The sequence below is a fragment of the Nonomuraea pusilla genome, from assembly GCF_900109355.1.
Classification (GTDB): Bacteria; Actinomycetota; Actinomycetes; order Streptosporangiales; family Streptosporangiaceae; genus Nonomuraea; species Nonomuraea pusilla.
The window spans coordinates 383,170-409,183 of sequence record NZ_FOBF01000004.1 but is presented as its reverse complement, the minus strand read 5'-3'; the positions used below and the strand labels follow the sequence as shown (position 1 = coordinate 409,183).

Sequence of the window (26,014 nt, the reverse complement as noted above, 5' to 3'; positions counted from 1 at the left end):
AGGCAAGGGGCATGTCAGGTGAGGGTAGCGGACGCTGGACTACTTGGCCGCCTTCGTGACCGCATCGCGCAGTTGCTGCGGCAGGAAGATGGTGTTGTTCTCGATCTCCTTGCCGTTGAGCTTCACCGTCGGCGTGTGCTCCAGCTTCTGCTCGTTGCCGATCTTCTGGCTGTACGAGAGCTGCGCCTGGGCGTGCTTCTCGGACTTCACGCACTGCTCGAAGTCGGGCGCGGTGACCCCGGCGTCCTTGCCCCAGGAGACCAGCTCGTCGGGCTTGAACCCCTCGGCCGTCTCGGACGGCTGGTTCTTGTACAGCAGGTCGTGGAAGGCGATCCACTGCTTGCCGTCGGCGACGCACCGGGCGGCGTTGCCCGCCCGGACGGAGTTGCCCTTGGTGGGCTCCATCGAGAAGATCGTGATCGGGTGGAAGACGACCTTGGCCTTGCCCTCGGCCGCGAGGTTCTTCAGCGTCTGCCCGCTGACCCGCTCGAACTCCTTGCAGGCCGGGCACTGGAAGTCCTCGTAGATGTCGACCACGGGCTTGGTGACGCCCTCCTTGGCCATGACCACGCTGCCGTCGGACTGCACGGTGACCGGGGCGAGCTCCGCCCCCGCCTGCTCCGACTTCGAGGAGCTCGCGGCGTACCAGGCGCCGAGCCCGACGGCCGCCACCGCGACCACGCCGGCCGTGCTGTAGGTGACCAGGCGCTTGCGCTTGGCGCGGGCCCGCTCCGCGGCCTGCTGTTCCTTGATCTTCTCGCGAGCCGACTTCGCGCGGTCGCCCTTGCTCATCACGCTGCCTCCTCTGGCGTGTCAGTGTGCGCGCTCACCGTCAGGCCGAGCGCGGAGTCGAGCGCGAAGCGACCGGGCGGGAATCGGGCCGCCCAGGCGCCGAGCAGCACGAGGCCGAAGTCGCGCAGGATGTCGAGCAGGTACGACGGATCCTGCCCCGCCTTCAGCTCACCGCCGCCGCCGAAGCAGCCGCAGTCGATCCGCAGACCGTGCGCCCACGCCCAGGCGATGCCGAAGACGAAGGCGAACATGAGCAGCGCGGCGATCACCGCGGCCACCCTGGTCATCAGGCCGACGACCAGCAGCACCCCGACGACGATCTCCACGATGGGCAGGGCGTAACCCACCATCAGGGCGAGCGTCTCGGGCAGCAACTGGTACGCGCTGACCGCCATGACGGACTCGGACGGGTTGCCGATCTTCAGCGCGCCCGCCGCGATCAGCGTTCCCCCCAGGACCAGTCGAGCGACGGTCGTCACCCAGGGTATCGCCGTTCTCGCCATCGGTGACGGTTGTGACGCGGTCACAGCTCTTCTCCTCCGTCTCTGCACCGGGATGCGCACAGTACCGGGATGACATCTGATCACGCTCTGGATAAGCGTCGGTTAAACCGCGTTTCCGCGTGTCACCGGCGTGGGGCCGCCCCTCTTCACCCGCGCGGCCACGGTGTACTGTACCCGGCCGCCGCCCCGCCGCCGGTCACGCGCGCAGCGCCCGGCACGCCGAGGACCGGCGCGGCCAGCCGGACGGCGAAGGCCACGCCGCGGACCTTCGGCCAGGACGTCTCAGGCGCTCCAGAGCCGGCCCGGCAGCCCGCCGAACAGGACTCAGGCGCTCCGGTACCGGCCCGGCAGCCCGCTCAGCGGGCTGCGGAGCGGCGCGTCGGTCGCGGGGTCAGCGGCGGACGCCGCGCGCCATGTCGCGGGCCAGCTCGGAGATGGACGTGCGGCCGGCCGCCTCGTCGGGCGCGTCGAGGATGCGGCGGATGAACGCCGACCCCACGATCACGCCGTCGGCGTACCTGGCGACCTCGGCGGCCTGCGCGCCGGTGCCGACGCCGAGGCCCACGCACACGGGCAGGTCGGTGTGCGCGCGGGTGCGCGCGACCAGGCCCTCGGCGGCCGAGTTGACGGACTCCCTGGCGCCCGTGACGCCCATGAGCGACGCGGCGTACACGAAGCCGGTGCAGCAGTCGACGACGGCCTTGATGCGCGCGTCGGTGGAGCTCGGCGCGACCAGGAACACCGTGTCGATGCCCGCCGCCGCCGACGCGGCGCGCCACGGCTCGGACTCCTCGGGCGTGAGGTCGGGCGTGATCGTGCCGACGCCGCCGGCGCTCGCCAGGTCACGCGCGAACCGCTCGGCGCCGTAGCGGTCGATCGGGTTCCAGTACGTCATCACGAGCGTGGCGGCGCCGGTGGCGGCGACGCCCTCGACCGTGCGCAGGACGTCGGCGATGCGGGTGCCGTTGGTCAGCGACCGGTGCACGGCGTCCTGGATGGTCGGGCCGTCCATGAGCGGGTCGGAGTAGGGCAGGCCGATCTCGATGACGTCGCAGCCGGCCTCGACCAGCGCCGCGGCCGCGGCGACGGCGCCGTCCTTGGACGGGAACCCCGCGGGCAGGTAGCCGACGAGCGCGGCCCGGTTGTCCGCCTTGGCCTTGGCGAACACCGTCTGAAGAGTCGTCATTGATGGTCCAGGTCGTCAGAGGTTGAAGTACTTCATGGCCGTGCCCATGTCCTTGTCGCCGCGGCCCGAGAGGTTGACCAGGATGGTCGCCTCGGGGCCCAGCTCGCGGCCGAGCTCGAGCGCGCCCGCCAGGGCGTGGGACGACTCGATGGCCGGGATGATGCCCTCGGTCCTCGCGAGCAGCGAGAACGCGGACATCGCCTGGTCGTCGGTGATGCCGTGGTAGGTGGCGCGGCCGGAGTCCTTCAGCCAGGCGTGCTCGGGGCCGACGCCCGGGTAGTCGAGGCCGGCGGAGATGGAGTGGGACTCGATGGTCTGGCCCTCGTCGTCCTGCAGGACGTAGGTGCGCGAGCCGTGCAGCACGCCGATCGAGCCGGAGGTGAGGGTGAGGGCGTGCTCGCCGCTCTCCAGGCCGCGCCCGGCCGCCTCGTAGCCGTGGAGCTGGACGCCTTCGTCCTCGATGAAGGCGTGGAAGGCGCCGATGGCGTTGCTGCCGCCGCCGACCGCCGCGCAGATCGCGTCGGGCAGCCTGCCGGTCAGCTCCAGCATCTGGCGGCGCGCCTCGACGCCGATGATGCGGGCGAAGTCGCGGACGATCTCGGGGAACGGGTGCGGGCCCGCCACGGTGCCGAACAGGTAGTGGGTGGTGTCGACGTTGGTGACCCAGTCGCGGAACGCCTCGTTGATGGCGTCCTTCAGCGTCTGCGAGCCGTTGGTGACCGGCACGACCCTGGCGCCGAGCAGCTTCATCCTGGCGACGTTGAGCGCCTGGCGCTCGCAGTCGACGGCGCCCATGTAGATGACGCACTCCAGGCCGAGCAGGGCGGCGGCGGTGGCGGTGGCGACGCCGTGCTGGCCCGCGCCCGTCTCGGCGATGACGCGCTTCTTGCCCAGGCGCCTGGTCAGCAGCGCCTGGCCCAGCACGTTGTTGATCTTGTGGGCCCCGGTGTGCGTGAGGTCCTCGCGCTTGAGGATGATCCGCGCGCCGCCGGCGTGCTCGCTGAAGCGCGGCACGTCGGTCAGGGTGGTGGGCCGCCCGGCGTACGTGCGCAGCAGGTGGTCGAACTCGCGCAGGAACGCCTCGTCGGTCTTGGCCTTCTCGTAGACCGAGGCCACCTCGTCGAGCGCCGGGATGAGCGCCTCGGGCACGAACCGGCCGCCGAAGACGCCGAACTTGCCGCGCGCGTCGGGATCGTCGCCGTGCGGGCCGTGGCCGGCCAGGTCGGCGGCGGTGATGATGGGGCCTTCGTTTGCCACTTACTGTCCCTCTGCTCCGTGGTCGGGGCGCGTCGCGGGGTGGGCGCCGGCGGTCACCAGCGCCTCCACGGCCTTGCGCGGGTCCTTGCCGGTGACCAGGCTCTCCCCCACCAGGACGGCGTCGGCGCCCGACCTCGCGTAGGCGAGCAGGTCGTGCGGGCCACGCACGCCCGACTCGGCAACCTTGATCACATTGTCAGGGATCTTCGGCGCCAGCTTCGTGAACACGTCGCGGTCGACCTCGAGCGTCCTGAGATTGCGGGCGTTGACCCCGATGACCTTCGCGCCGGCGGCGACCGCCCGTTCGAGCTCGTCCTCGGTGTGCACCTCGACCAGCGGTGTGAGCCCGATGGACTCCGCCCGCTCGATCAGGGACACCAGCGCCTCCTGCTCCAGGCAGACCACCATCAGCAGCGCCAGGTCGGCGCCGTGGGCCCTGGCCTCCCAGAGCTGGTAGGAGGTGAGGATGAAGTCCTTGCGCAGGATCGGGATGTCGACGCGGGTGCGCACGGCGGCCAGGTCGTCGAGGCTGCCGCCGAACTTGCGCCGCTCGGTGAGCACGCTGATGACGTGCGCGCCGCCCTCCTCGTAGTCGGCGGCGAGCGCGGCCGGGTCGGCGATGGCGGCGAGCGCGCCCTTGGACGGGCTGGAGCGCTTCACCTCGGCGATCACCGAGACGCGGTCGCCGCCGAGCGCGGCGAGGGCGTCGCGGGGCCCCGGGGCCCGCTCGGCCCGCCGCTTGAGCTCGTCGATCGACACCGCCTGCTGGCGTGCTGCGAGATCGGCACGCACACCGTCGAGGATGTCGTCGAGGACACTCGGTCCTTCGGTCCGCTCACTCACGCGCTTCGGATCCCTCCGGTCGACAGTTGGGGGGCGGCCGAGAGTTCGCCTGGCGTCCGCTCCCTGCCTTGTCCTGCGATGGTATCGGCCCCGCCGGGCTCCCCTCACCACAGGCCCCCGCTCTACGGCGCGAGGAAAGCCCCGAAGGGGAGATTACGCACGACCCAGTACACCATCACGATCGCGAGGAACGCCCACAGCCAGGCCGGGTGCGCCAGCGTCGTCCGCCGGGGCCTGCCCTGCCAGGCGCGCACCGCCCACCGGCCCCACCAGAACAGCAGCAGCGGCAGCATGGCGACCATGAGCGGGTTCATGTCCACCGCCTTGACCACGTCGAGGTGGGCCAGCGCGTGCACGGCGCGCAGCGAGCCGCAGCCCGGGCAGTACAGACCGGTGATCCACAGGAAGGGACAGGTCGGGTAGTGGCCGGGCTGGTTCGGGTCGACGACCGCCACGACCGCGACCGCGGCTCCCGCCGCGGCCGCGACGCCGAGCGGCCCGCGCAGCTCCCTCAGGCGGTCGCCCACGCGCCGCTCGGTCGTTGCGAAGCTCATCGTCCTAGTATGAGCCGTACGAGGTGGAGGCCGCCGCGAGCAGGATGAACACCACCACGTAGAAGATGATCACAACGACCCACCAGGCCACGCCGATCCACAGGGTGCGCTTCCACCAGGTCTTGGCCTCCTCCGCGGCCTGGATGGCGCCCTGCACGTCGCCCACCTGCCACTTCGAGTTGACCTGGGTCGACTTCACGATCGCCACGATGCCGAAAGGCAGGCAGCAGAACAGGGTCGTCAGGATGGCCGGCACCAACTGGTTGTCCGGCGGGGTCTGCCCGCCGCCCGGGTAGCCGCCGGGCTGGCCGTAGCCGCCGCCCGGGGGCTGCTGCCCGTAACCGCCGTAGCCGCCGCCCGGCGGCTGCTCACCATAGCCACCGCCACTGGGGGGCTGCTGGCCGTAGGGGTAGCCGCCCCCGCTGGGCGGCTGCTGGCCGTAGCCGTAACCGCCGCCGCTCGGCGGCTGCTGCCCGTATCCGCCGCCGGGCGGCTGCGAACCGTAACCGCCGTCGCCGCCCTGGCTTCCGTAACTCATCTACGACTCCCGTCGTCTCCGTGTCGAGTGTGCGCGCGGCAGCCTAGCGACAATCATCCCGCTACATGGCCATACGTCCCGCTTTCACGGCAAGTTGTAATCGGACAGCAAGCGGTAAGTCACGGTGCGACTATCTTGACTGCTCAGTAGTCATACGTCGCCGCGGCCGAGCTCAGGCCGATGAGCGACAGCAGCATGCCGCCGAAGATCAGCCAGGTCAGCAGCCAGATCACCACCGTGATGTACGACGTGACCAGGCCGCCCACCGCCATGCCCTGGCCGTCCTCGCCGGTGCGCTTGATCTTGCTCAGCGCCATGTGACCGAGGATCACGCCGGGGATGCTGGTGATGCCGCAGAAGATCAGGCCGATGATGCCGAGCACCAGCGACGCCACCGCCATGCCGTTGGTCGAGCGGGCCTGCGGGGCGCCGTACTGGGGGCCGTAGTTGGGCTGGCTGTTGTAGCCGTAGCCCTGGGCGCCGTACGCGCCGCTCGGCGGCTGCTGACCGTAACCCAGCGGCTGCTCGTAGCTCGGCGGCTGCTGACCGTAGCCGCCGCCCGACGGCGGCTGCTGACCGTATCCCCCGCCCGACGGCGGCTGCTGACCGTATCCCCCACTCGACGGCGGCTGCTGGCCGTACCCGCCGCCCGCAGGGGGCTGCTGGCCGTAGCCGCCCCCGCTCGGCGGCTGCTGCCCGTAGCCGGGCTGCCCGTAGCCGCCGCCCGGCGGCTGCGCGCCGTACCCGCCGTTGCCGCCCTGCTCCCCGTAGCTCATGCGCTTGGCTCCTCATTGACTCGTCGCGAGTTGCAACGGGCAGCTTATTGAGAAAAGTTTTGCCGGACGGGCCGAGGAACAGAACCGTGGAGAATTCGTAATTAGCGAAAACTCACCGCGAGTCGGTGGGGTCGTCGCCCCGGTCGAGCGCGTCCCACAGGTCGCGGTCGTCGCGCCCGGCGGCCTTGCGCCCCTCGGCGGCCGAGGTCGAGGCGGCCCGCTCGTACCGCGCCGACATGCCGGCCCACCTGGTCCCGCGCAGCGCGGTCAGCACCCCGCCCGCGAGCACCAGCGCCGCGCCCGCGCCCGCCACGACCGGCCACAGCGGCACGGCCTCCCACGGGATCTCCGACGCGCCGCGCAGCACGTTGCGCTCCCGCAGCCAGGCCGCCACCCCGTCCGCGCCGAGCGCCGACCACACGCCGAGGCCCGCCCCCGCGCCGCACAGCGCCACCAGCGCGCCCACGATCCGCCGCCCCGCGCCCTTCGTCGCGAGGACCGCCACCACGCCCGCCAGCGCCGCCAGGGCCAGAGGGGTCAGCACCGGGCTGAGCTCGCCGCCCGTGGGGACGGTCACGCCTCCCGACGCCACCCGCACCCAGTCGCGCCCGGCGGCGAGCAGCACGAGCAGGCAGCCCAGCGCGGTCAGGCCCAGGCAGGCCACCATCTCGCGCCGCCCGGCCGCGCGCCCGGCCCCGGCCGCGCCCGCCTCCACGGGCTCACCCGCGGCCGCGCCCGCCTCCGCCGGACCGCCCGCGGCCCCGCCCGGGACCCGCCCCGCCCGGCCCGCGGCGTCGCCGGGAGCCGCGCCCTGCTCGCCCGACATCGCCTAGCCCGCCGCGCTCTCGATCAGGCCGGCGTCGAAGCAGGTGCGGTCGCCGGTGTGGCAGGCGGCGCCCACCTGGTCCACCTTCAGCAGGACGGTGTCGCCGTCGCAGTCGAGCGCGACGCTCTTGACGTGCTGGACGTGCCCCGAGGTGTCGCCCTTCCGCCAGTACTCGCCGCGGCTGCGCGACCAGTAGGTGGCCCTCCCGGAGGTGAGCGTGCGGTGCAGCGCCTCGTCGTCCATCCAGGCGAGCATGAGGACCTCGCCCGTGTCGTACTGCTGGACGACGGCCGGGAACAGCCCGTCGGGGTCGCGCTTCAGCCGCGCGGAGATGCCGGGGTCAAGGGACATGCGTTCATTCAACCAGCAGCCCGGCACGCCCCCGCCACCGCGCCCCGGCCCGCCTGCCCGCCGAGCGGCCGGGCGGACGGGCGGCCGGGCGGACGGGCGGCCGGGCGGACGGGCGGCCGGGCGGCCGGCGCCACGGCTCAGGCGAGCGCCTGGGCGAGGGTGTCGTAGATGGGGAACAGCGGGGCCAGGTTCGTCCTGCGCAACCGGCGCAGCACCTGGCCGTCGGGGGCGACCAGGGCCATCGTGCCGTTCCTCGCCCGCAGCGCGGCGAGCTGGCGCACCAGGACGCCGAGGCCCGTGGTGTCGATGAACGTCAGCGCCGACAGGTCCACCACCAGGCGAGGGACGCGGGCCTCCGGCTCGCCGGTCTCCACGGCCTCGTCCAGGCACCGCTGCACCTTCGACACGTTGTCGACGTCGAGCTCTCCCGCGAGGCTGACCACCACCGTCTCGCCGTGTCGGCGACGCGTCATCTCCAGCACATCCACGCCCATGCTCCTCAAACCCGTCCACAGGGCGGCCCGTCCGAAAAGGTACACCTTCCAGCATCACGTCACCGTGTGTTTTGCCGAGAACGCGGTACGTGATGGGATCTGGCGGAGTAGGTTCTGGGGCGACGCGTACCGGGGAGCGCCGGGGAGGAGGCCATCGTGGTGCACGTCGCCGGCCGGGTCCTCGACCCCGACCTCGGAGACCACGTCTGCCTGCCCGTCACGGGCGAGCGCGGGCGCGTGGCGGCCGCCGGGGAGTTCACGCTGAACGGCCTGCGCCGCCGCGCCAAGGTCGTCGTCCTCGTGCACGCCGACACCCCGGCGCTCACGCGCGAGCGGCTCGCGCCGCTCGTCCCCGGTTTCGCCGACATCGAGTCGTCCGGGCAGGTGGAGATCCTGTCCTGCGCCGACACCCACTTCACGGGGGGCCGCCCCGACCCCGCCCGGCTGACGGCCGCGCTGTCCGCCGCGGGCGAGCGGGCCCGCAGGCACGGCCACCACGGCGTGTACGCGCTCGTCGACGCCTCCTGGGGCCTGGCCGACCCGGCCGGGCAGGCGGCGCTGGAGGCGGGCACGAACGACCTGTTCGGCGAGCGCTGGCTCGCCGCGGTCTGCCTGTACGACCGGCAGCTGTTCTCGCGCGAGGCCCTCGATCGGGCGTCCGCGGTGCACCCGATCACCCCCGAGCAGGCGCTGCTGCGCTTCGCCACCACCTGCGCCCCGCCGGGGCTGCGGCTGTGGGGCGACGCCGACCTCACCAACCGGCAGGCCCTCGCCTCCGTGCTCGCGCGGCTGGAGCGCGAGCCGGGCCGCGTCGTCATCGACGCCCGCGACCTCGACTTCATCGACGCGGGCTCGGCCCGCCTGTTCACGGCCGCCGGTCTGGCCAGGCCGCCCGGTTCCACCGTGGTCGTCTGCCGCGAGACCGTCGCGCGCGTGCTCAGGCTGGTCGGGGCCGACGACCACCTCACGCTGTGCCGGGCAGGCGATGTGTAGACAGGTGCTCAGCGCGAGTTTCGCCCGCGGGCGCATCACCTGCCTGCGCAGGGCGGTCAGCGAGCAGGCCGCGTACGAGGGGCTGTCGGGCCGCCAGCTCGAGGACTTCGTGCTGGCGGTCAACGAGATCACCACGAACGCCGTCGTGCACGGCGGCGGGCGCGGCCGGCTGCGGCTGTGGTCGCAGGGCGGGCGGCTGTGGTGCGAGGTCACCGACGAGGGCCCCGGGCTGCCGCCCGGCTGGATGGGCGACGCGCGGCCGCCCGCCGGCCTGGCCACCGGCGGGCGCGGGCTGTGGCTGGCCAGGATGTTGTGCGACCACGTCACGATCGTCTCGGGCCCCAAGGGCACGAGCGTGACGTTCGCCGCCGTCCGCGACTGAGCCCCCGCGACTCAGGAGCGGGCGGCCGACACCCAGGAGGCGTGCAGGTCGGCGTACACGCCCGGCTCCTTCACCAGCTCGGCGTGCGGGCCGCGCTGCACCAGCCGCCCGGCGTCGAAGACCAGCACCTCGTCGGCGTTCTCCGCCGTGGACAGCCGGTGCGCGATCGAGACGGCCGTCCGCCCCCTGGTGACGCCCTCCAGGGCGCGGGCGAGCCGCACCTCGGTGGCGGGGTCGACGGCCGAGGTGGCCTCGTCCAGGAGCAGCAGGTCGGGGTCGGCGAGGTAGGCGCGGGCCAGGGCGACGAGCTGCCGCTCCCCCGCCGACAGCGACTCGCCGCGCTGCCCCACCGGCGTCTCCAGCCCGGCGGGCAGGCCCTCCAGCCAGTCGGCCAGGCCCAGCTCGGTCAGCGCGAGCCGGATCTCGTCACGGGTGGCCGACGGCTTGCCGTAGCGGATGTTCTCCTCCAGCGTGCCGTCGAACAGGAAGCCGTCCTGCGGCACCATGACGATCCGCTCCCGCAGCGACGAGAAGCGGACGTCGCGCAGGTCGTACCCGTCCACGGTGACGCGGCCCGCGACCGGGTCCATGAGGCGGGTCAGCAGCTTGGCGAACGTCGTCTTGCCCGAGCCGGTCTCCCCCACGACGGCCACGCGGGAGCGCGGCGGGATCTCGACGTTCACGCCGCGCAGGACGGGCGCCCCGCCCGGGTAGGCGAACTCGACGTCCTCGAACGCCACGGAGATGGGCCCTCTCGGCAGCTCGGCGCCGCGCTCGCCGGGGTCGGCGACGTCGGGGGGCGTGTCGAGCACGCCGAGGATGCGCCTCCAGCCGGCGACGGCGTTCTGCGCCTCGTTCAGCACCTCGGTGGCGGTCTGCAGCGGCGAGACGAACAGGGTCACGAGGAACAGGAACGCCACCAGGCGGCCGGCGGTGATGTCGTGGGACAGGCCGAGGCGCACACCCAGCAGGACGATCCCGGCGATCGCGACGGCGGCCACGATCTCGGTCAGCGGGAAGACGAAGCCGACGATGGTCTGCGCCCGCACCTGGGCGGCCTTGTTGGCGTCGACGGCCGTGTCGACGCGCTCGGCGGTGCGGCGCTCGGAGGCGTACGCGCGGATCACGGTGGCGCCGACGACCGACTCGCTGACGGCGGCCAGCATGTCGCCGGTGCGCTCCCGCACGGCGGTGTACGCCCGCGACAGCAGCCGCTGGAACCGCGGCAGCGCGATCATCAACGGGATGAAGCAGACCCAGACCAGCAGCGTGAGCTGCCAGGAGTAGACGAACATCAGCACGCTGGCCACGAAGAGCTGGCCCAGCGACACGATGATCATCAGCCCGCCCCACTGCATGAACGTGCTGATCTGGTCGACGTCGTTCGTCACGCGGGAGACGAGGGCGCCGCGCCGCTCGCTGTTCTGGGTGAGCACCGACAGGTCGTGGACGTGGCGGAACCCGCGCACCCGCAGGGTGGCGAGCGACGACTCGGTGGCCTTGTAGAGGCGGACGTTCATCACGTACGCGGCGAGCGCCGTCAGCACCACCGCCGCGGCGCAGATCAGCACCGCCCGCACGATGTAGGGGATGTCCGGCGTGCCGGTCTTGAGGCCGGTGTCGATGGTCTGCTGCACCGCGATCGGCACGATGATCTTGCCGACGGTCGCGACGACCGCCAGCGCCAGGGTGCCCAGCAGCCCCTTCCTGAACTCGGGCGTCAGCGACAGGCCGTGCCGGATCGTCGCCAGCGCCGACCTGTCTCCGTCGACCCGCAGCCCCTGCCCGGCCGCCGCCCCGGCCTGGGCCGTGGGCCGCGCCTCAAGCCTCCCGGTGGACTCCTCCGTGGACCCCGCCGTGGACCCCGCTGTGGACCCCGCCGTGGACCCCGCCTGCGCGCTCATGCGCTGACCTCTTCCTCTTCCGCCTCGCCTGCCGCCACCTCGCCGCCGGAGGCCGGGACGTCGATCGCCGCCCGCTCGGCCTCCTCCCGCTCGTACGCCGTCACCAGGTTGCGATAGCCCTCGCAGCGCCCCAGCAGCTCCTCGTGCGTCCCGCGGTCCACGACCCGGCCCCTGTCCAGGTAGACCACCTCGTCGGCGAGGGCGATCGTGGCCATCCGGTACGCCACCACCACGACGGTCGCCTGCTCGGCGGCGTCACGCAGCCCGTACAGGATCTTGGCCTCGACCTGCGGGTCGACGCTGGAGGTGGCGTCGTCCAGGATGAGCAGGCGCGGGCGGCGCACCACGGCGCGGGCCAGCGCGAGGCGCTGGCGCTGGCCGCCCGACAGCGACGCGCCGCGCTCGCCGATCCGCGTGTCCAGCCCGGACCCGAGGCTTGCGACGAAGCCGTCGGCCTGGGCCAGCCGCAGCGCCGCCCACACGTCCTCGTCGGACACCTCCAGGCCGAGCGCCACGTTGCCCCGCACGGTGTCGTCGAACAGGAACGTCTGCTGCGGCACCAGCGCCGCCGCCGCGGCGGTCTCGCCGTACGCCAGCTCGCGCAGGTCGGTGCCGTCGAGCAGCACCCGGCCCGAGCCGGGGTCCACGAGCCTGACGAGCAGTTGCACGAGCGTGGACTTGCCCGAGCCGGTGGGGCCGACGAGCGCGACGGTGCGGCCGGCGGGCACGTCGAACGTCACGTCGTGCAGCACGGGCGCCGCCGTGTCACCCTCGCCGTACGCGTACGACACGCCGCGCACCTCCAGCGCGGCGGGCGCCGCCGACTCCGCCCTGGCCTCGCCGTAGTCCATGGAGCCCGTGGCCTCCAGCACGGCGCGCACCCGCTCCCAGCCGACGACGCTGCGCGGCAGCTCGGCCAGCACCCAGCCGAGCGCCCTGATGGGGAAGGCGAGCAGCGTGAACAGGTACGCCACCTGCACCAGGTCGCCGGAGTCGATGGAGCCGCCCGACAGCCGCACCGCGCCCATGGCGAGCACCGCGAGCACGCCGAGCGTGGGCAGCGCCTCCAGCATCGGGTCGAACAGGCCGCGTACCCGGCCGACGGCGATGTTGGCGTCGCGCAGCTCGTGCGCCCGCCGCCGGAACCGCTCGGTCTCCAGCGCCTCCCTGCCGAGCGTCTTGACGACGAGCGCGCCGTCGAAGCTCTCGTGCGCGATCTCGCTGACCTCGGCGCGCAGCTGCTGGGCGCGGGTGGCGAGCGGGCTGAGCCGGCGCTGGTAGACCAGGTTGAGCACGGCGATGGCCGGGAAGATCAGGAAGCCGACCAGGGCGAGCATGACGTCGGTGAACAGGATCGCCACCGCCGCCGTCACCAGCATGACGACCACGCCCACGGCCATCGGCAGCGGCGCGAGCGGCGCCCAGGCGGCCTCGGCGTCGGAGCTGGCGTTCGACAGCAGCTGCCCGGTGGGGTGGCGGTGGTGCCAGGACAGCGGCAGCCGCAGGTACTGCTTGGTGACCTCCCGCCGGGACCTGGCCTGCATCCGGTACTGCATGACGCCGGCCAGGATGCGCCGCCCGGCCACGCCGAGGGCCTTGAGCAGCGCGGTGCCGACGATGAACAGCACGCCGGTCCACACCGTGCCCGCGACCACGCGGCCCGTGGCGAAGGCGGGGAGCACGACGTTCTGCGTGGCCCAGCCGAGCGCCCACGCCGAGGCGACGGTCATGCCGCCGTACAGCGCGCTGGCCACGACGGCCGACGCGAACACCGCCTTCTCCGTGCGAATGGCCACCCCAAGGACGCGTAGTCCTTGACGCATGACGGCCGAGGTGACCTTGCTCGCCACTCGGTACGTGTCCCTTCAACGCTAAAGGTTTGTACCTATGTCCCTATCACGCCGGATCGCCGGGTTATTCCCGCCGGTAGGGTGACGACGTGACTCACGCTCGTGGCGAACGTTCCGCGCTCTGCGACCTGCTCGACCGGCTCGGCCCCGACGCCCCGACGCTCTGCGACGGGTGGACCACCTACGACCTGGCCGCCCACCTGGTGCTCAGGGAGCGCAGGCCCGACGCCGCCGGCGGCATCGCCATCAGGCCGCTGTCCGGCTACACCGCCTCGGTGCAGAACCGGCTCAAGGCCAGGCACCCGTACCCGGAGCTCGTGGGCATCCTGCGCAGGCCGGGCGGCGTGTACGGCCTCCTGCCCGCGCTCGACGAGGCCGTGAACGCGCTGGAGTTCTTCGTGCACCACGAGGACGTGCGCCGTGCCCAGCCGTCGTGGGAGCCCAGGACGATGCCGGCGGACTTCGAGCGCATGATCTGGAAGCGGCTGTCGGCGATGAGCCGGCTCATGCTGCGCAGGTCGCCCGTGGGCGTGGTGCTGCGCCGCGACGGCGGCGGCGTGGCGATCGGCGGCGCCAAGCAGGGCCGCCGGGTGGAGGTTTCGGGCCCGGCGAGCGAGCTGCTGCTGTTCTGCTTCGGCCGGCAGGACCACGCCCGCGTGGAGCTGTCCGGCGAGCCGGACGCGATCGCCCGGCTCAGGGTCGCCAAGCTGGGTGTGTGATCGCCGCGCCCGCCGGGAACCCCGCTCGGCACGGGGTTCCACCCCGTAGCATGGCTACGAACGAAGCCCCCCGGTTAGGATCAAGAACATCTTCATAGAAGATGCCAGTGATCGCCCAGATCCGGGTATATACGGCTGGGAACGGACTGCAGGAGGCCCCCCATGCAGGTCAAGAAGGTGATCACCTACGTGGCTGTCGCGTTCGTGGTCTTCTACCTGTTCACCCGGCCGGCCCAAGCCGCCGCCGCGGTCAACGGTGTGTTCGACGGAATCATTCATGGAGCTAATCAGTTGGCCGTGTTCTTCTCAAGTGTGCTGACCTGACCTTGACGCTGCCGGTGACACCCCCCGACTCCGGTGCTTCCCCGCGGCACTGGAACGTGTTACTCAGGCAGAATGACAGATCGTCCCAGCGGCTCCACGATCCGTCAGCCCGACGCCCAGGTGCGGCGCGTCCTCGAACGCGCCGAGCTTGACGGCGTCGAGCTGATCCGCTTCCTGTACGCCGATCACGGAGGTGTCATCCGCGGCAAGGCGGCTTCCCGGTCACGGCTGGCCGAACGGGTCGGCACGGGCATCGGGCACACGGTGGCCATGATGGCGATGAACATGCTCGACCAGCTCCAGGAGGTCGAGCAGCTGGGCCCGGTGGGCGAGGTGCGGATCGTTCCGGATCCCGCCACGTACGTGCCGCTGCCCTACGCGCCAGGGGCCGCGGCGATGCTGTCCGACCTGCGCCTGCCCGACGGTTCGCCCTGGGCGGCCTGCCCGCGGACGTTCCTCAAGGAGGCGGTGGACGCGCTCGCGGCCGAAGGCTACGCGCTGCAGGCCGCGTTCGAGCCCGAGTTCACGCTCGGCCGCCGCCTCCCCGACCCGTCCGGCGGGCCGGACCGGCTGGCGCCGCTGGACGACACCCTGTGCTACGCCGGCACGGGCTTCGACACGGCCCACGACTACGTCATGGCGCTCGTGCAGGCCATGGAGACGCAGGGCCTGCGCGTGGAGCACTACCATCCCGAGCTGGGCCACGGCCAGCAGGAGCTGACGATCAGGCACGCCCCTGCCCTGCGCGCCGCCGACAACCACGTCCTGTACCGCGAGACCGTGCGCGGCGTGGCCATCCGGATGTCGCTGTGGGCGTCGCTGGCGCCCAAGCCGATCGCCGACCAGGCCGGCAACGGCACCCACCTGCACCTGTCGCTGTGGCGCGGCGGCGAGAACGTCTTCGCCGCCCCCGGCGGGGCACGCGACGCCTTCATCGCCGGGCTGCTCGCCCACCTGCCCGCGCTCACCGCGCTGACCTGCGGCAGCGTCAACAGCTTCCGCCGCCTCGCGCCGCGCATGTGGTCGAGCGCCTACGCCGTGTACGGGCCAGACAACCGCGAGGCCGCCGTACGGGTCTGCTCGCCGCTCGGTGAGAGCGGCGAGCCCAACCTGGAGCTGAAGCCGTCCGACTCCTCCGCCAACCCGTACCTGTCGCTCGGGGCCGTGATCCACGCCGGGCTCGACGGCATCCGCCGCGGGCTCGACCCGGGCGAGGCCGTGGACGTCGACCCCGACACCCGGCCGGGACGCTACCCGCGGCTGCCGTCCTCGCTGGAGGAGGCGCTCGACGCGCTGGAGGCCGACGACGTGCTCATGGAGGCCCTCGGGCCGCTGCGCGGCTCCGCCTACCTCGCGGTCAAGCGCTCGGAGGCGCGCGCCTTCGCCCTGCAGGACACCGCCTACGAGCTGTTCCACCACTTCCGCGTCTTCTGACCCCCGGGTGGGGCGGTCAGCGGACCGGGTGGCCGGCTGCGCGGAGGGTGTCCTTGACCTCGGAGATCTTCAGCGTGCCGAAGTGGAAGACGCTCGCCGCGAGCACCGCGTCGGCGCCCGCCTCCACGGCCGGCGGGAAGTGCTCCAGCCGCCCCGCGCCGCCGCTGGCGATCACCGGCACCCGCACCGCCGCCCGCACCGCCCGGATCATCTCCAGGTCGTAGCCGTCGAGCGTGCCGTCGCCGTCCATCGAGTTGAGCAGGATCTCGCCCACGCCCAGCTCCTCGCCGCGCGCCGCCCACTCCACGGCGTCGATGCCGGTGCCGCGCCGCCCGCCGTGCGTGGTCACCTCGAACCCGCTCGGCGTGCCCGGGGCACGGCGGGCGTCGACCGACAGCACGACGCACTGCGCGCCGAACCGCCGCGACGCCTCCGTCAGCAGCTCGGGACGGGCGATGGCCGCCGTGTTCAGCGACACCTTGTCGGCGCCGGCGCGCAGCAGCCGGTTGACGTCCTCGACGGAGCGGACGCCGCCGCCCACCGTGAGCGGGATGAACACCTGCTCGGCCGTCCTGCGAACCACGTCGAGCATGGTCTCGCGCTCGCCGGACGACGCCGTGATGTCGAGGAAGGTCAGCTCGTCGGCGCCCTCCTCGTCGTACCGCCTGGCCAGTTCCACCGGGTCGCCGGCGTCGCGCAGGTTCTCGAAGTTGACGCCCTTGACGACGCGGCCCGCGTCCACGTCGAGACAGGGGATGACCCTTACCGCTACCGTCATGCTCGCAGTGCCTCGATCTCTATCTCGACCAGCATCCTCGGGTCGACCAGCCCGGCCACCCTCACCCCTGTGCAGGCGGGCCGCACCGCCCCGAACCTCTCGGCGATGGCCCTGCCCGCGTGGTCGAAGTGCCGGTGCTCGACCACGTAGTAGCGGACCATCACGACGTCCTCCAGGCTCAGGCCCCCGGCCCTGACCGCCTCCAGCGCGAGGTCGATCGCGGCCAGGCTCTGCAGGTAGGCGTCGCCGACGTGGCGGATCTCCCCGCCCGCCGTGGCGGCCGTGCACCCGGAGACGATCACCCGGTCGCCCACGACCACGGCGCGGGCGTAGCCGTACTTCTCCTCCCAGGGACCGCCGGAAAACACCCGTGTGCCGGTGTTCTGCATGCTGACGCTCACTCCGTCCCCTCCCGGCGAGGTTACCCGCGTACCGCGGCGAGCGCGTCCTGCAGGGTGAACGCGTGAGCGTACAGGGCCCTGCCCACGATCGCGCCCTCCACGCCCTCGGGCACCAGCGAGGCGATCGCCACCAGGTCGTCGAGCGAGGAGACGCCGCCGCTGGCCACCACGGGCTTGTCGGTGCGGGCGCACACCTGGCGCAGCAGGTCGAGGTTCGGGCCCTTCAGCGTGCCGTCCTTGGTCACGTCGGTGACGACGTAGCGGGAGCAGCCGTCGGACTCCAGCCGGTCGAGCACCTCCCACAGGTCGCCTGCGTCCTCGGTCCAGCCGCGGGCGGCCAGCGTGGTGCCGCGCACGTCCAGGCCGACGGCGATCCTGTCGCCGTGCTCGGCGATGATCCTCCGGCACCAGCCGGGATTCTCCAGCGCCGCCGTGCCGATGTTGACGCGGCGGCAGCCCGTGGACAGCGCGTCGGCCAGCGACTCGTCGTCGCGGATGCCGCCCGACAGCTCGACGTTCACGTCCAGCTTGCCGATCATCTCCCTGATCAGCTCACGGTTGGAGCCCCGGCCGAACGCCGCGTCGAGGTCGACCAGGTGGATCCACTCGGCGCCGGCCTCCTGCCAGGCGAGCGCCGCGGCGAGCGGCTCGCCGTAGCCGGTCTCGGTGCCGGCCTCGCCCTGGACGAGGCGTACGGCCTGGCCGCGCACCACGTCCACCGCGGGGAGCAATACGAGTGACATTCAGGTCCTCCGGTCGAAAGCGAGGGTCACGGCAACGGGTGCCAGCAGCAAGGACAAGACGAAGACGGCGAAACTGAGCGGCGGAGACGTCCAGAGCAGCCAGACGACCACCTGGACGATCAGGAACGCGACCACCGCCGCCGCGTTCCGGCTCCGCCGGCGGCGGGCCAGCAGCCCGCGCTGCCTGGCGAACCTGACCGGGCGCGGGGCCAGCCTGGCGACGCGGGCGCGGCGGCGCGACCTGCGCGCCTGCCGCTCCTCGTTCAGGCGGACGGCCCGCGCCCGTTCGGCCTCGCGCGCCGCGCGGCGGCGCGCCCGCTCCTTGCTCACGGGAGGCCTGCCAGGCGGGTCACAAGGGCCTCGCAGCAGGGCTCATCGCGGGCTCACAGGGTGCCGAGCCAGTTGCGCAGCAGGACGGCGCCCGCGTCGCCGGACTTCTCCGGGTGGAACTGGGTGGCCATGAGCGGGCCGTTCTCCACGGCGGCCACGAACGGCACCCCGTGCTCGGCCCACGTCACCAGCGGCTCGCGGAAGCCGTCGCCGGTACGCAGCTCCCACTCGCGCACCCCGTAGGAGTGGACGAAGTAGAAGCGGGTGCCGGCGTCGAGGCCCGAGAACAGCACGCTGTCCTCGGGCGCCTTGACGGTGTTCCAGCCCATGTGCGGCAGGACGGGCGCGTCGAGCCGCTCGACGGTGCCCGGCCACTCGCCGCACCCCTCGGTCTCGACGCCGTGCTCGACCCCCCTGGCGAAGAGGATCTGCATGCCGACGCAGATGCCGAGCACCGGACGGCCCCCGGCCAGGCGCCGGCCGATGACCCGGTCGCCGTACACGGACCTGAGCCCGGCCATGCACGCCTCGAACGCGCCGACGCCCGGCACGACCAGGCCCTCGGCGTCCATCGCCGCGTCGAGGTCGGACGTCACGGTCACGTCCGCGCCGGCGCGCACCAGGGCGCGCTCCGCCGAACGCAGGTTGCCAGAGCCGTAGTCGAGCACGACCACGCGCTTCCTGTTCACCACCACAGCACCCCCGCCGTGATCGCCATCGCCGCGCCGAGCGCGCAGACGACGGCCCCGACCTTCAGACCCTGCCGGGCCAGCGAGAACACGCCGCCGATGAGGAACAGCCCGATGAAGACCATCACCCCGGCGATGAGGTTCTCGGTCATAGCACGCCCTTCGTGCTCGGCACGCCCGAGGCCCGCGGGTCGGGCTCCGACGCCTCCCGCAGCGCCCGCGCGAGCGCCTTGAACTGCGCCTCCACGATGTGGTGGGCGTTGCGCCCGTACGGGACGTGGACGTGCAGGCAGATCGCGGCCTGCGCGACGAACGACTCCAGGATGTGCCTGGTCATCGTCGTGTCGTACTCGGGGCCGATCATCGGCGCCATGCCCTCGGGCTCGGTGTGCACGAGGTAGGGCCGTCCGGACAGGTCGACCGTGACCTGGGCGAGCGACTCGTCCAGCGGGCACGACGCGCTACCGAACCGCCTGATGCCCGACTTGTCGCCCAGCGCCTCGCGGAAGGCCGCCCCCAGCGCGAGCGCGGTGTCCTCGATCGTGTGGTGCGCGTCGATGTGCAGGTCGCCCTCGGTCTTGACGGTCAGGTCGAACAGCCCGTGCTTGCCGAGCTGCGCCAGCATGTGGTCGTAGAAACCGACCCCGGTCGAGACGTCCACCCGGCCGGTGCCGTCGAGGCCCACCTCGACCAGCACCGAGGTCTCCTTCGTGACGCGCTCGACACGACCCACCCGGCTCACAGAACCTCCTCCATCGCGGCGCGGAAGGCCGCCATCTCCTCGCCCGTGCCGATCGACACACGCAGCCACTCAGGCGGCCCCACCTCGCGGATGAGCACGCCGTGCTCCAGCAGCCCCTCCCACACGCGGCGGCGGTCGGGGAAACGCCCGAACAGCACGAAGTTCGCGTCGGAGTCGGCCACCGTCAACCCCTTGTCCCGCAGCCACGCCACCGTCGCGTCGCGCTCGGCGCGCAGCGCGGCGACCGTGCCGAGCAGATCCTCGCGGTGCCGCAGCGCCACCCGCGCCGCCGTCTGCGTGAGCGTGCTCAGGTGGTACGGCAGCCGCACCAGCAGCAGCGCCTGCACCACGGCCGGGTGCGCGGCCAGGTAGCCCAGCCGCGTGCCCGCCATGGCGAACGCCTTCGACATCGTCCTCGTGACGATCAGCCGCGGGTGCTCGGGCAGCAGGGTCAGCGCCGACGGCGTGCCCTCCCTGGCGAACTCCGCGTACGCCTCGTCCACCACGACCATGCCCCTGGCCGCGGCCAGCACCGCCTTGATCGTCTCCAGCGGCTGGGCCGTGCCCGTGGGGTTGTTCGGCGAGGTGAGGAAGACGACGTCGGGGTCGTGCTCCTCGATCGCGGCGGCGGCCCTGCCCGGGTCGAGCGAGAAGTCCTCCTCGCGCGCCGCCCTGACCCACGCGGTGTTGGTGCCGGTGGTGATGATCGGGTGCATCGAGTACGACGGCTCGAACCCCATCGCGGAACGGCCGTGGCCGCCGAACGCCTGGAGGATCTGCTGCAGCACCTCGTTCGAGCCGTTGGCCGCCCACACCTGGTCGGAGGTCAGCCCGTGGCCGAGGTAGGCGGCCAGGTCGGCGCGCAGCGCCAGCGCGTCCCTGTCGGGGTAGCGGTTGAGCGTCGCGGCGCCCGCCGCCACCTCGGCCGCCAGGTCGGCGACCAGCTCCGGCGAGGGCGGGTACGGGTTCTCGTTGGTGTTGAGCCGGACCGGGACGTCGATCTGGGGCGCGCCGTACGGCGTCTTGCCCCGCAGGTCGTCGCGGATGGGCAGGTCGTCCAGGTTCACGCGGGACGCTCCGGGGTCGAGGGCACCTGCCAGCCGAACCGGGCGCGGACGGCGGCGCCGTGCGCGGGCAGGTCTTCGGCGTCGGCCAGGGCCGTGACGTGGGCCGCCGCGTCGGCGAGGGCCTCACGGGTGTAGTCGACGACGTGGATGCCGCGCAGGAACGACTGCACGGACAGGCCGCTGGAGTGGCAGGCGCAGCCGCCCGTGGGCAGCACGTGGTTGGAGCCCGCCAGGTAGTCGCCGAGCGAGACCGGCGCGTACGTGCCGACGAAGATCGCGCCGGCGTTGCGGACCCGGGCCGCCACCTCGGCGGCGTCCGCCGTGTGGATCTCCAGGTGCTCGGCCGCGTAGGCGTCGACGACCCTCACGCCGTCGTCGAGCGAGCCGACGAGCACGATGCCCGACTGGCGGCCCGACAGCGCCTCGGTGATGCGCTCGCCGTGCTTGGTGGCCGCGATCTGCGCGGGAAGCTCCCGCTCGACCGCGTCGGCCAGCTCGGCGCTGGTGGTGACGAGGACGGCGGCGGCGATCACGTCGTGCTCGGCCTGGCTGATGAGGTCGGCGGCGACGTGGACGGGGTCGGCGGTCTCGTCGGCGAGGATCGCGATCTCGGTGGGCCCGGCCTCGGAGTCGATGCCGATACGGCCCTTGAGCAGGCGCTTTGCCGCGGCGACCCAGATGTTGCCGGGGCCGGTCACCATGGTCGCGGGAGGGCACTCCTCGGTGCCGTACGCGAACATGGCCACGGCCTGCGCCCCGCCGACGGAGTAGACCTCCTCGACGCCGAGCAGCGCGCACGCGGCGAGGATCGTGGGGTGCGGCAGGCCGCCGAACTCCTTCTGCGCCGGGCTGGTGACGGCCAGCGACGGCACGCCCGCCTCCTGCGCGGGCACGACGTTCATGACCACGCTGGAGGGGTAGACGGCCCGGCCGCCGGGCACGTAGAGGCCCACGCGGTCGACGGGCACCCACCGCTCGGTGACGGTGCCGCCGGGCACGACCTGCGTGGTGACGTCGGTGCGCCGCTGGTCGCGGTGGACGAGCCTGGCCCGCCTGATCGACTCCTCCAGCGCCGCCCTGACCTTCGGGTCGAGCTCGGCCAGCGCCCTGGTCAGCTCCTCGGCGGGGACGCGCGTGCTGTCGATCTCGACACCGTCGAACCTGGCGGTCAGCTCCCGTACGGCTGCCGCCCCGCGATGGCGCACGTCGTCGCAGATGGGCCGCACCTTCTCCAGGGCGGCCTCGACGTCGAGTTCGGCGCGGGGCAGCACGTCGCGCAGGTTCGCCGGAAGGGAACCGCGCATGTCGATACGGGAAATCACCCTCACAGTCTACGGAGTCCGGACCCTGCCTCCCGTTCCGTCCACCATCCGGGACGCTCCGCGTCCGGCTCCGCGCCGGGCCGCCCGTGCGGGACGGCACGGCCGTGGGACGGCCGGGCGCCGCCCCACGGCCGCCACCCGCCCCGTACCGGGCCGTGCCGGGACGGGCGGCCGCGGCCGTCACGGGGGCGGCGGCCGCGGCGTGGGAGGAAAGCCAGGAGCACCCCTTCTGCCCGGCGAACGGCTCCCCTAACGCCCCCGGCGAGTTCTTCACCGGACCCGCCGGGCGTGCCCTCGGCGGCGTCCGCGCGAGAGGGCGTCCGCGTGCGGGGGTCAGGGGAGCCGGGCGGTTCCCGAGCCGCCGCGCCCAGGGGCTTGACCATTCCCAGACCCGCCGACACCACTGACGTCCCCCGCACGGGGGTACCTCTGCCGTCATGGCCAGGCTGCCTGCCTACGCGCCCATGCTCGCCCAGCTCGGCACCCTCCCCTCCGTCCAGGGCCCGGAGTGGGCCGTCGAGATGAAGTGGGACGGCGTGCGCGCCCTCGCCTACGTCGAGGACGGCGCCGTCCGCCTCGTGTCGCGCAACGGCAGGGACATCACCCCCGCCTACCCCGAGCTCCAGCTCATGGCCGGGGCGACGGGCCGCCGCGCCGCGGTGCTCGACGGCGAGATCGTCGCGTTCGACGACGCCGGGCGGCCCAGTTTCGGCGCGCTCCAGCCGCGCATGCACCAGCGCCGTCCCATGGCCGTCGCCGAGCTGGCGAGGACCGTGCCCGTGACGTACATGGCCTTCGACGTGCTCCACCTCGACGACGACAGCGTGATCGCGAGGCCGTACACCGAGCGGCGGGAGCTGCTGGAGTCCACGCTCATGCCGGGCTACCGCTGGCAGGTGCCGGTGTGGTTCCCCGACCACGCCGAGCAGGCCTTCGACTCCTCGCGCAGGCTCGGTCTCGAAGGCGTCGTGTGCAAACGGCTGACCTCGCCGTACCGACCGGGGCGGCGCAGCGCCGAGTGGACCAAGGTCAAGAACGTCAGCGCGGTCGAGGTGGTGCTGTGCGGGTGGCGGCCCGGCGGCGGGCGGCGCGCGGGCGGCATCGGCTCGCTGCTGCTCGGCGCGTACGACCCGGCGGGCCGCCTGGTGTACGTGGGGCACGTCGGCACCGGCTTCACCGAGGCCACGCTGCGCGACCTGCTCGCCAGGCTCGCCCCGCTGGAGCGGCCCGGCCCGCCGTTCTCCCTGCCGGTGCCGCGCGAGGACGCGCGCGACGCCCACTGGGTGGAGCCGCGTCTGGTCGGCGAGGTCCAGTACGCGGAGGTCACGGGCGACGGCCGGCTGCGCCACCCCTCCTGGCGGGGGCTGCGCCCCGACCGGTCCCCCGCCGAGGTCACGACGGACGAGATCCTGCGCGAGGGCGGCGCCGCCACCGGCTAGGGCCTTTACAATGTAGATTCGCTACAATCGGATGTCGTGAGCAAAACCAAAGGCAAGGGCGGCACCCCGGCCACCATGGCCCTGACCAAGGCCAAGGCCGAGTTCACCCTGCACCCGTACGACCACGACCCCGGCGCCCAGGCGTACGGCGAGGAGGCCGCCGACGCGCTCGGCGTGCCGTACGAGCGCATCTTCAAGACGCTCGTCGTCGAGGTCGAGGCGGGGCTCGCGGTCGCCGTCGTGCCCGTGTCGGGCAAGCTCGACCTCAAGGCGATGGCGGCGGCGCTCGGCGGCAAGCGGGCCGCCATGGCCGAGGCGGCCAAGGTCGAGCGCGTCACCGGCTACGTCGTCGGCGGCATCAGCCCGCTGGGCCAGCGCAAGCAGCTCCCCACGGTCGTCGACTCCTCCGCGCTCGACTTCGAGACCGTCTACTTCTCCGCCGGAAGGCGCGGCCTGCAGATCGAGACCGCGCCCGCCAACCTCATCGGCCTCACCCGGGCCGTCACCGCGCGCATCGGCAAGGCCGACTGACGCTAGTCGTCCCGGCCGTGGCGCCGGGGCCAGTGCGCGTCCGGATCCATCGGCGCCTGGCTCAGCAGCCACTCGAACAGCCTGCGGTGGCGCTGCGGGAAGGCCACCCCGCCGTCGCGCTTCCTGCCCTCCGCCTCGGCCCGCTTCCTCTCCTCCTCCTCCAGGCCAGGGGTGAAGCCGCCGCCGAAGCGGTCCATGTTCGGCCCGGGGAAGCCGCGCGGCTCGGTGTCGCGCAGCGCCGCCTGCATCGAGTCCACCCAGATCGGCCCCGGCAGCGACGCGCCCTGCACCGCGCCGTAGTACTCCTGCCCGATCTGCACCCCCTGCAGCGGGAAGCGGTAGGAGCCGCGGATGTCGCCGACGCTCACCGCCGCCGCCAGGTCCGGCGTGTACCCGGCGAACCAGGCCGACGTGTAGCCGTTGTTGGTGCCGGTCTTGCCCGCGGCGGGCCTGCCGATGCTCTGGCCCTTCATCGTGCCCTTGTCGAACACGCCGGTCAGGACGTGGTTCACGGCGTCGGCCACCTGCCGGTCGATGACCTGCTCGCAGGCCGGCGGGATGCTCGCGCGGTGGCCCTCCCTGTCGGTGATCTCCACGATCGCGAGCGGGCGGCAGTACCGGCCGCGCGCCGCGAACGCCGCGAACGCCGCCGCCACCGTCACCGGGTCCATCTCGTTCACGCCGAGCGTGAACGTCGGCACCTCGCGCAGCGGCCTGCCGTCGGCCCTGGCGATGCCGAGCGACCTGGCCGTCTTCACGACGTTGCACAGGCCGACCTTGCGCTCCAGCATCATGTAGAAGATGTTCACCGACTGCCAGGTGCCCGTCTCGATGCTGTGTGGGCCGCCCGAGCCCTCGCCGCTGGCGTTGAGTATGCGCGTCTCCGGGTCGTTGACCGGGTTGCCCCTGCAGTCGCGGTAGCCCTGCGAGGGCACCAGCTCGCCGGGCGTCCTGAAGCCGTCGCGGAAGCGCCAGCCCTGCTTCAGCGCCGTCGCGAGGGTGAACACCTTGAACGTCGACCCTGCCTGGAAGCCCTGCCCGCCGCCGTGGGCCACGTCCGCGACCAGGTTGAACGTGGTGCGCGGCCCGTTCTTCCTGTCGCCCTTGTTGCGGCCGAACCTCTTGCTCGCCGCCATCGCCCTGATCCTGCCGGTGCCCGGCTCGACCATGGCCTCGGCCGCCACCTCGGTGTCCTCGGGCGAGACCCGGCGCCGGATCGCCTGCTCGGCCGCCCGCTGCGCGGCGGGGTCGAGGCTCGTCCTGATCACCAGGCCGCCGCGCATCAGCTTGCTGCGCCGCTGCGCGGGCGTGCTGCCGAACGCCGGGTTCGTCAGCAGCTCCCGCTGCACGTACAGGCAGTAGTACGGGTAGTCGCTCTGCTCGCACCCGCCGGGCTCCGGCCTGAGCCGCAGCCCCAGCGGCTCGCGCTTGGCCTCCTCGGCCTGCTCCCGCGTGATGTTCCCCAGCCCCGCCATGCGGTCCAGCACGAGGTTGCGCCGCTGCAGCAGCCGCGCCTGGTGGCTCTTGCCGAGCGACGGGTCGGTCGAGTACGGCATCCGCACCGCCCCCGCCAGCGTCGCCGCCTGGCCCAGCGTCAGCTCGGCGGCCGAGACGGAGAAGAACCTCTTGGCCGCCGCCTCCACCCCGTGCGCGCCCGCGCCGAAGTAGGCGATGTTGAGGTACTTCTCCAGGATCTCGTCCTTGCGGTACTTCTCCTCCAGGGCGAGCGCGTACCGCAGCTCGGTGATCTTGCGGGCCAGGTTCGGCGCCCTGGCCTTGTCCCGCTCCTCGTCGGTACGGGCCGACTCCACCAGGATGTTCTTGACGAGCTGCTGCGTCAGCGACGAGCCGCCCTGCCTGATGCCGCCCGCCTGGGTGTTGGTGAGCAGCGCGCGCAGGGTGCCCCTGACGTCGAGCCCCCCGTGCTCGTAGAAGCGGGCGTCCTCGATGGCCACGATGGCCTTGCGCATCACCGGGGCGACGGCGGTGAGCGGCACGTTCGTCCTGTTCGCCTCGTAGAACTGGGCGAACTGCCTGCCGTTCTTGTCCAGCAGCCTGGTCACCTGGGCCAGCGGCTCCTCGTGCGGCGCGGGCGGCAGGTCCACGAAGGTGTCGGCGACGTTCTTCGCGGCCAGCCCCCCGCCGCTCACCACGGGCGCGGCCAGCGCCGCCGCCAGCACCCCGCTGAGCGCCCCGGCCAGCCCGAGTCCCCCGATGGATCTGAGCACAGTCACGCAGATGATCTG

At 72.9% G+C, this 26,014-nt stretch carries 30 protein-coding genes; 7 read left to right on the top strand and 23 right to left on the bottom strand.

Going from position 1 to position 26,014, the window contains the following annotated elements; translation table 11 throughout:
* Window positions 1–39: 39 nt before the first annotated feature.
* From BMX74_RS10880 to BMX74_RS10830, 11 genes are all read right to left on the bottom strand, one after another.
* A complete protein-coding gene (locus tag BMX74_RS10880; RefSeq protein ID WP_055503034.1) occupies window positions 40–792 on the bottom strand; it encodes a DsbA family protein in 753 nt (250 codons plus the stop codon).
* Window positions 792–1,271 carry a MauE/DoxX family redox-associated membrane protein gene (locus BMX74_RS10875; RefSeq protein ID WP_201784513.1) on the bottom strand — a complete coding sequence of 160 codons (480 nt, stop codon included), beginning with the start codon at window positions 1,269–1,271 and terminating at the stop codon, window positions 792–794. Before BMX74_RS10875 ends, BMX74_RS10880 begins: the two co-directional genes overlap by 1 nt.
* A gap of 415 nt (window positions 1,272–1,686) precedes the next feature.
* Complete coding sequence (gene trpA / locus BMX74_RS10870; RefSeq protein ID WP_055503036.1) at window positions 1,687–2,481, bottom strand: tryptophan synthase subunit alpha; 795 nt, start codon at window positions 2,479–2,481, stop codon at window positions 1,687–1,689.
* 15 nt (window positions 2,482–2,496) lie between these two features.
* Entirely contained in the window at window positions 2,497–3,720 is a 1,224-nt protein-coding gene (gene trpB, locus BMX74_RS10865; protein WP_420538125.1) for a tryptophan synthase subunit beta, read from the bottom strand.
* Window positions 3,721–3,738: 18 nt separating this feature from the next.
* The gene (gene trpC, locus BMX74_RS10860) at window positions 3,739–4,581 is read right to left on the bottom strand and encodes an indole-3-glycerol phosphate synthase TrpC (RefSeq protein ID WP_055503037.1); all 843 of its coding nucleotides are present in this window, start codon (window positions 4,579–4,581) and stop codon (window positions 3,739–3,741) included.
* Between the two features lie 122 nt (window positions 4,582–4,703).
* Complete coding sequence (locus BMX74_RS10855) at window positions 4,704–5,135, bottom strand: DUF2752 domain-containing protein (RefSeq protein ID WP_055503038.1); 432 nt, start codon at window positions 5,133–5,135, stop codon at window positions 4,704–4,706.
* Window positions 5,136–5,139: 4 nt separating this feature from the next.
* On the bottom strand, window positions 5,140–5,673 hold the full coding sequence (locus BMX74_RS10850; protein WP_063792001.1) for a CD225/dispanin family protein: 534 nt from the start codon (window positions 5,671–5,673) through the stop codon (window positions 5,140–5,142).
* A 143-nt stretch (window positions 5,674–5,816) separates the two neighbouring features.
* The gene (locus BMX74_RS10845; protein WP_091099954.1) at window positions 5,817–6,449 is read right to left on the bottom strand and encodes a DUF4190 domain-containing protein; all 633 of its coding nucleotides are present in this window, start codon (window positions 6,447–6,449) and stop codon (window positions 5,817–5,819) included.
* 112 nt (window positions 6,450–6,561) lie between these two features.
* Complete coding sequence (locus tag BMX74_RS10840) at window positions 6,562–7,275, bottom strand: TIGR02234 family membrane protein (protein ID WP_091099952.1); 714 nt, start codon at window positions 7,273–7,275, stop codon at window positions 6,562–6,564.
* A gap of 3 nt (window positions 7,276–7,278) precedes the next feature.
* Window positions 7,279–7,626 carry a phosphoribosyl-AMP cyclohydrolase gene (gene hisI, locus BMX74_RS10835; protein ID WP_055503041.1) on the bottom strand — a complete coding sequence of 116 codons (348 nt, stop codon included), beginning with the start codon at window positions 7,624–7,626 and terminating at the stop codon, window positions 7,279–7,281.
* Between the two features lie 137 nt (window positions 7,627–7,763).
* Complete coding sequence (locus BMX74_RS10830) at window positions 7,764–8,114, bottom strand: STAS domain-containing protein (protein WP_055504027.1); 351 nt, start codon at window positions 8,112–8,114, stop codon at window positions 7,764–7,766.
* A gap of 162 nt (window positions 8,115–8,276) precedes the next feature.
* On the opposite strand from BMX74_RS10830, the gene BMX74_RS10825 reads away from it, so the two are divergent.
* Both BMX74_RS10825 and BMX74_RS10820 read left to right on the top strand, forming a co-directional pair.
* Entirely contained in the window at window positions 8,277–9,113 is an 837-nt protein-coding gene (locus BMX74_RS10825; protein ID WP_177227305.1) for an MEDS domain-containing protein, read from the top strand.
* 4 nt (window positions 9,114–9,117) lie between these two features.
* Entirely contained in the window at window positions 9,118–9,495 is a 378-nt protein-coding gene (locus tag BMX74_RS10820) for an ATP-binding protein (RefSeq protein WP_201784514.1), read from the top strand.
* Between the two features lie 11 nt (window positions 9,496–9,506).
* On the opposite strand, the gene BMX74_RS10815 is transcribed toward BMX74_RS10820, so the two are convergent.
* Window positions 9,507–11,399 carry an ABC transporter ATP-binding protein gene (locus BMX74_RS10815; RefSeq protein ID WP_256256869.1) on the bottom strand — a complete coding sequence of 631 codons (1,893 nt, stop codon included), beginning with the start codon at window positions 11,397–11,399 and terminating at the stop codon, window positions 9,507–9,509.
* Window positions 11,396–13,222, bottom strand: a complete 1,827-nt coding sequence (locus BMX74_RS10810) for an ABC transporter ATP-binding protein (protein WP_091100176.1) — start codon at window positions 13,220–13,222, stop codon at window positions 11,396–11,398. The genes BMX74_RS10815 and BMX74_RS10810 overlap by 4 nt, the downstream gene beginning before the upstream one ends.
* Before the next feature lie 116 nt (window positions 13,223–13,338).
* On the opposite strand from BMX74_RS10810, the gene BMX74_RS10805 reads away from it, so the two are divergent.
* The 3 genes from BMX74_RS10805 to BMX74_RS10800 all read left to right on the top strand — a co-directional run bounded on the left by BMX74_RS10805 (window position 13,339) and on the right by BMX74_RS10800 (window position 15,726).
* On the top strand, window positions 13,339–13,968 hold the full coding sequence (locus tag BMX74_RS10805; protein WP_055503045.1) for a TIGR03085 family metal-binding protein: 630 nt from the start codon (window positions 13,339–13,341) through the stop codon (window positions 13,966–13,968).
* A 162-nt stretch (window positions 13,969–14,130) separates the two neighbouring features.
* Window positions 14,131–14,292, top strand: coding sequence for a hypothetical protein (locus BMX74_RS43970; RefSeq protein WP_176573336.1), 162 nt, complete (start codon window positions 14,131–14,133; stop codon window positions 14,290–14,292).
* 72 nt (window positions 14,293–14,364) lie between these two features.
* Window positions 14,365–15,726, top strand: coding sequence for a glutamine synthetase family protein (locus BMX74_RS10800; protein ID WP_055503046.1), 1,362 nt, complete (start codon window positions 14,365–14,367; stop codon window positions 15,724–15,726).
* A gap of 16 nt (window positions 15,727–15,742) precedes the next feature.
* Here the strand turns inward: BMX74_RS10800 and hisF are convergent, their stop codons facing one another.
* Genes hisF through hisD form a run of 9 tightly spaced genes read right to left on the bottom strand, consistent with a single transcriptional unit; the run spans window position 15,743 to window position 21,798 of the window.
* A complete protein-coding gene (hisF, locus tag BMX74_RS10795; RefSeq protein ID WP_055503047.1) occupies window positions 15,743–16,504 on the bottom strand; it encodes an imidazole glycerol phosphate synthase subunit HisF in 762 nt (253 codons plus the stop codon).
* Window positions 16,501–16,905 carry a Rid family hydrolase gene (locus BMX74_RS10790; protein WP_201784515.1) on the bottom strand — a complete coding sequence of 135 codons (405 nt, stop codon included), beginning with the start codon at window positions 16,903–16,905 and terminating at the stop codon, window positions 16,501–16,503. The genes hisF and BMX74_RS10790 overlap by 4 nt, the downstream gene beginning before the upstream one ends.
* 20 nt (window positions 16,906–16,925) lie before the next feature.
* The gene (gene priA / locus BMX74_RS10785; RefSeq protein ID WP_091099947.1) at window positions 16,926–17,648 is read right to left on the bottom strand and encodes a bifunctional 1-(5-phosphoribosyl)-5-((5-phosphoribosylamino)methylideneamino)imidazole-4-carboxamide isomerase/phosphoribosylanthranilate isomerase PriA; all 723 of its coding nucleotides are present in this window, start codon (window positions 17,646–17,648) and stop codon (window positions 16,926–16,928) included.
* Window positions 17,649–17,978: a hypothetical protein gene (locus BMX74_RS10780; RefSeq protein WP_055503050.1), complete on the bottom strand. Its 330-nt coding sequence runs from the start codon at window positions 17,976–17,978 to the stop codon at window positions 17,649–17,651.
* Between the two features lie 53 nt (window positions 17,979–18,031).
* Complete coding sequence (hisH, locus tag BMX74_RS10775) at window positions 18,032–18,670, bottom strand: imidazole glycerol phosphate synthase subunit HisH (protein WP_091100174.1); 639 nt, start codon at window positions 18,668–18,670, stop codon at window positions 18,032–18,034.
* Window positions 18,664–18,819 carry a hypothetical protein gene (locus tag BMX74_RS43965; protein WP_176573337.1) on the bottom strand — a complete coding sequence of 52 codons (156 nt, stop codon included), beginning with the start codon at window positions 18,817–18,819 and terminating at the stop codon, window positions 18,664–18,666. Before BMX74_RS43965 ends, hisH begins: the two co-directional genes overlap by 7 nt.
* Window positions 18,816–19,409 carry an imidazoleglycerol-phosphate dehydratase HisB gene (gene hisB, locus BMX74_RS10770; protein ID WP_055503051.1) on the bottom strand — a complete coding sequence of 198 codons (594 nt, stop codon included), beginning with the start codon at window positions 19,407–19,409 and terminating at the stop codon, window positions 18,816–18,818. The genes BMX74_RS43965 and hisB overlap by 4 nt, the downstream gene beginning before the upstream one ends.
* On the bottom strand, window positions 19,406–20,476 hold the full coding sequence (locus BMX74_RS10765) for a histidinol-phosphate transaminase (protein ID WP_091099945.1): 1,071 nt from the start codon (window positions 20,474–20,476) through the stop codon (window positions 19,406–19,408). Before BMX74_RS10765 ends, hisB begins: the two co-directional genes overlap by 4 nt.
* Window positions 20,473–21,798, bottom strand: coding sequence for a histidinol dehydrogenase (gene hisD / locus BMX74_RS10760; RefSeq protein ID WP_055504030.1), 1,326 nt, complete (start codon window positions 21,796–21,798; stop codon window positions 20,473–20,475). Before hisD ends, BMX74_RS10765 begins: the two co-directional genes overlap by 4 nt.
* Before the next feature lie 437 nt (window positions 21,799–22,235).
* On the opposite strand from hisD, the gene ligD reads away from it, so the two are divergent.
* Both ligD and ybaK read left to right on the top strand, forming a co-directional pair.
* The gene (ligD, locus tag BMX74_RS10755) at window positions 22,236–23,237 is read left to right on the top strand and encodes a non-homologous end-joining DNA ligase (RefSeq protein ID WP_091099943.1); all 1,002 of its coding nucleotides are present in this window, start codon (window positions 22,236–22,238) and stop codon (window positions 23,235–23,237) included.
* Window positions 23,238–23,312: 75 nt separating this feature from the next.
* Window positions 23,313–23,768, top strand: coding sequence for a Cys-tRNA(Pro) deacylase (gene ybaK, locus BMX74_RS10750; protein ID WP_055504031.1), 456 nt, complete (start codon window positions 23,313–23,315; stop codon window positions 23,766–23,768).
* Window positions 23,769–23,770: 2 nt separating this feature from the next.
* Here the strand turns inward: ybaK and BMX74_RS10745 are convergent, their stop codons facing one another.
* Entirely contained in the window at window positions 23,771–26,002 is a 2,232-nt protein-coding gene (locus BMX74_RS10745; RefSeq protein ID WP_091100172.1) for a transglycosylase domain-containing protein, read from the bottom strand.
* Window positions 26,003–26,014 lie beyond the last annotated feature (12 nt).

Bases quoted from the DNA above. Each gene is read 5' to 3' on its own strand.
- ligD (WP_091099943.1), top strand. From the start codon at position 22,236: ATGGCCAGGCTGCCTGCCTACGCGCCCATGCTCGCCCAGCTCGGCACC.
- BMX74_RS10880 (WP_055503034.1), bottom strand. From the start codon at position 792: ATGAGCAAGGGCGACCGCGCGAAGTCGGCTCGCGAGAAGATCAAGGAA.
- hisF (WP_055503047.1), bottom strand. From the start codon at position 16,504: ATGACGGTAGCGGTAAGGGTCATCCCCTGTCTCGACGTGGACGCGGGC.
- BMX74_RS10800 (WP_055503046.1), top strand. From the start codon at position 14,365: ATGACAGATCGTCCCAGCGGCTCCACGATCCGTCAGCCCGACGCCCAG.
- BMX74_RS10840 (WP_091099952.1), bottom strand. From the start codon at position 7,275: ATGTCGGGCGAGCAGGGCGCGGCTCCCGGCGACGCCGCGGGCCGGGCG.
- BMX74_RS10815 (WP_256256869.1), bottom strand. From the start codon at position 11,399: ATGAGCGCGCAGGCGGGGTCCACGGCGGGGTCCACAGCGGGGTCCACG.
- trpA (WP_055503036.1), bottom strand. From the start codon at position 2,481: ATGACGACTCTTCAGACGGTGTTCGCCAAGGCCAAGGCGGACAACCGG.
- BMX74_RS43970 (WP_176573336.1), top strand. From the start codon at position 14,131: ATGCAGGTCAAGAAGGTGATCACCTACGTGGCTGTCGCGTTCGTGGTC.
- BMX74_RS10845 (WP_091099954.1), bottom strand. From the start codon at position 6,449: ATGAGCTACGGGGAGCAGGGCGGCAACGGCGGGTACGGCGCGCAGCCG.
- BMX74_RS43965 (WP_176573337.1), bottom strand. From the start codon at position 18,819: ATGACCGAGAACCTCATCGCCGGGGTGATGGTCTTCATCGGGCTGTTC.
- BMX74_RS10850 (WP_063792001.1), bottom strand. From the start codon at position 5,673: ATGAGTTACGGAAGCCAGGGCGGCGACGGCGGTTACGGTTCGCAGCCG.
- BMX74_RS10855 (WP_055503038.1), bottom strand. From the start codon at position 5,135: ATGAGCTTCGCAACGACCGAGCGGCGCGTGGGCGACCGCCTGAGGGAG.
- ybaK (WP_055504031.1), top strand. From the start codon at position 23,313: ATGGCCCTGACCAAGGCCAAGGCCGAGTTCACCCTGCACCCGTACGAC.
- hisI (WP_055503041.1), bottom strand. From the start codon at position 7,626: ATGTCCCTTGACCCCGGCATCTCCGCGCGGCTGAAGCGCGACCCCGAC.
- priA (WP_091099947.1), bottom strand. From the start codon at position 17,648: ATGTCACTCGTATTGCTCCCCGCGGTGGACGTGGTGCGCGGCCAGGCC.
- BMX74_RS10810 (WP_091100176.1), bottom strand. From the start codon at position 13,222: ATGCGTCAAGGACTACGCGTCCTTGGGGTGGCCATTCGCACGGAGAAG.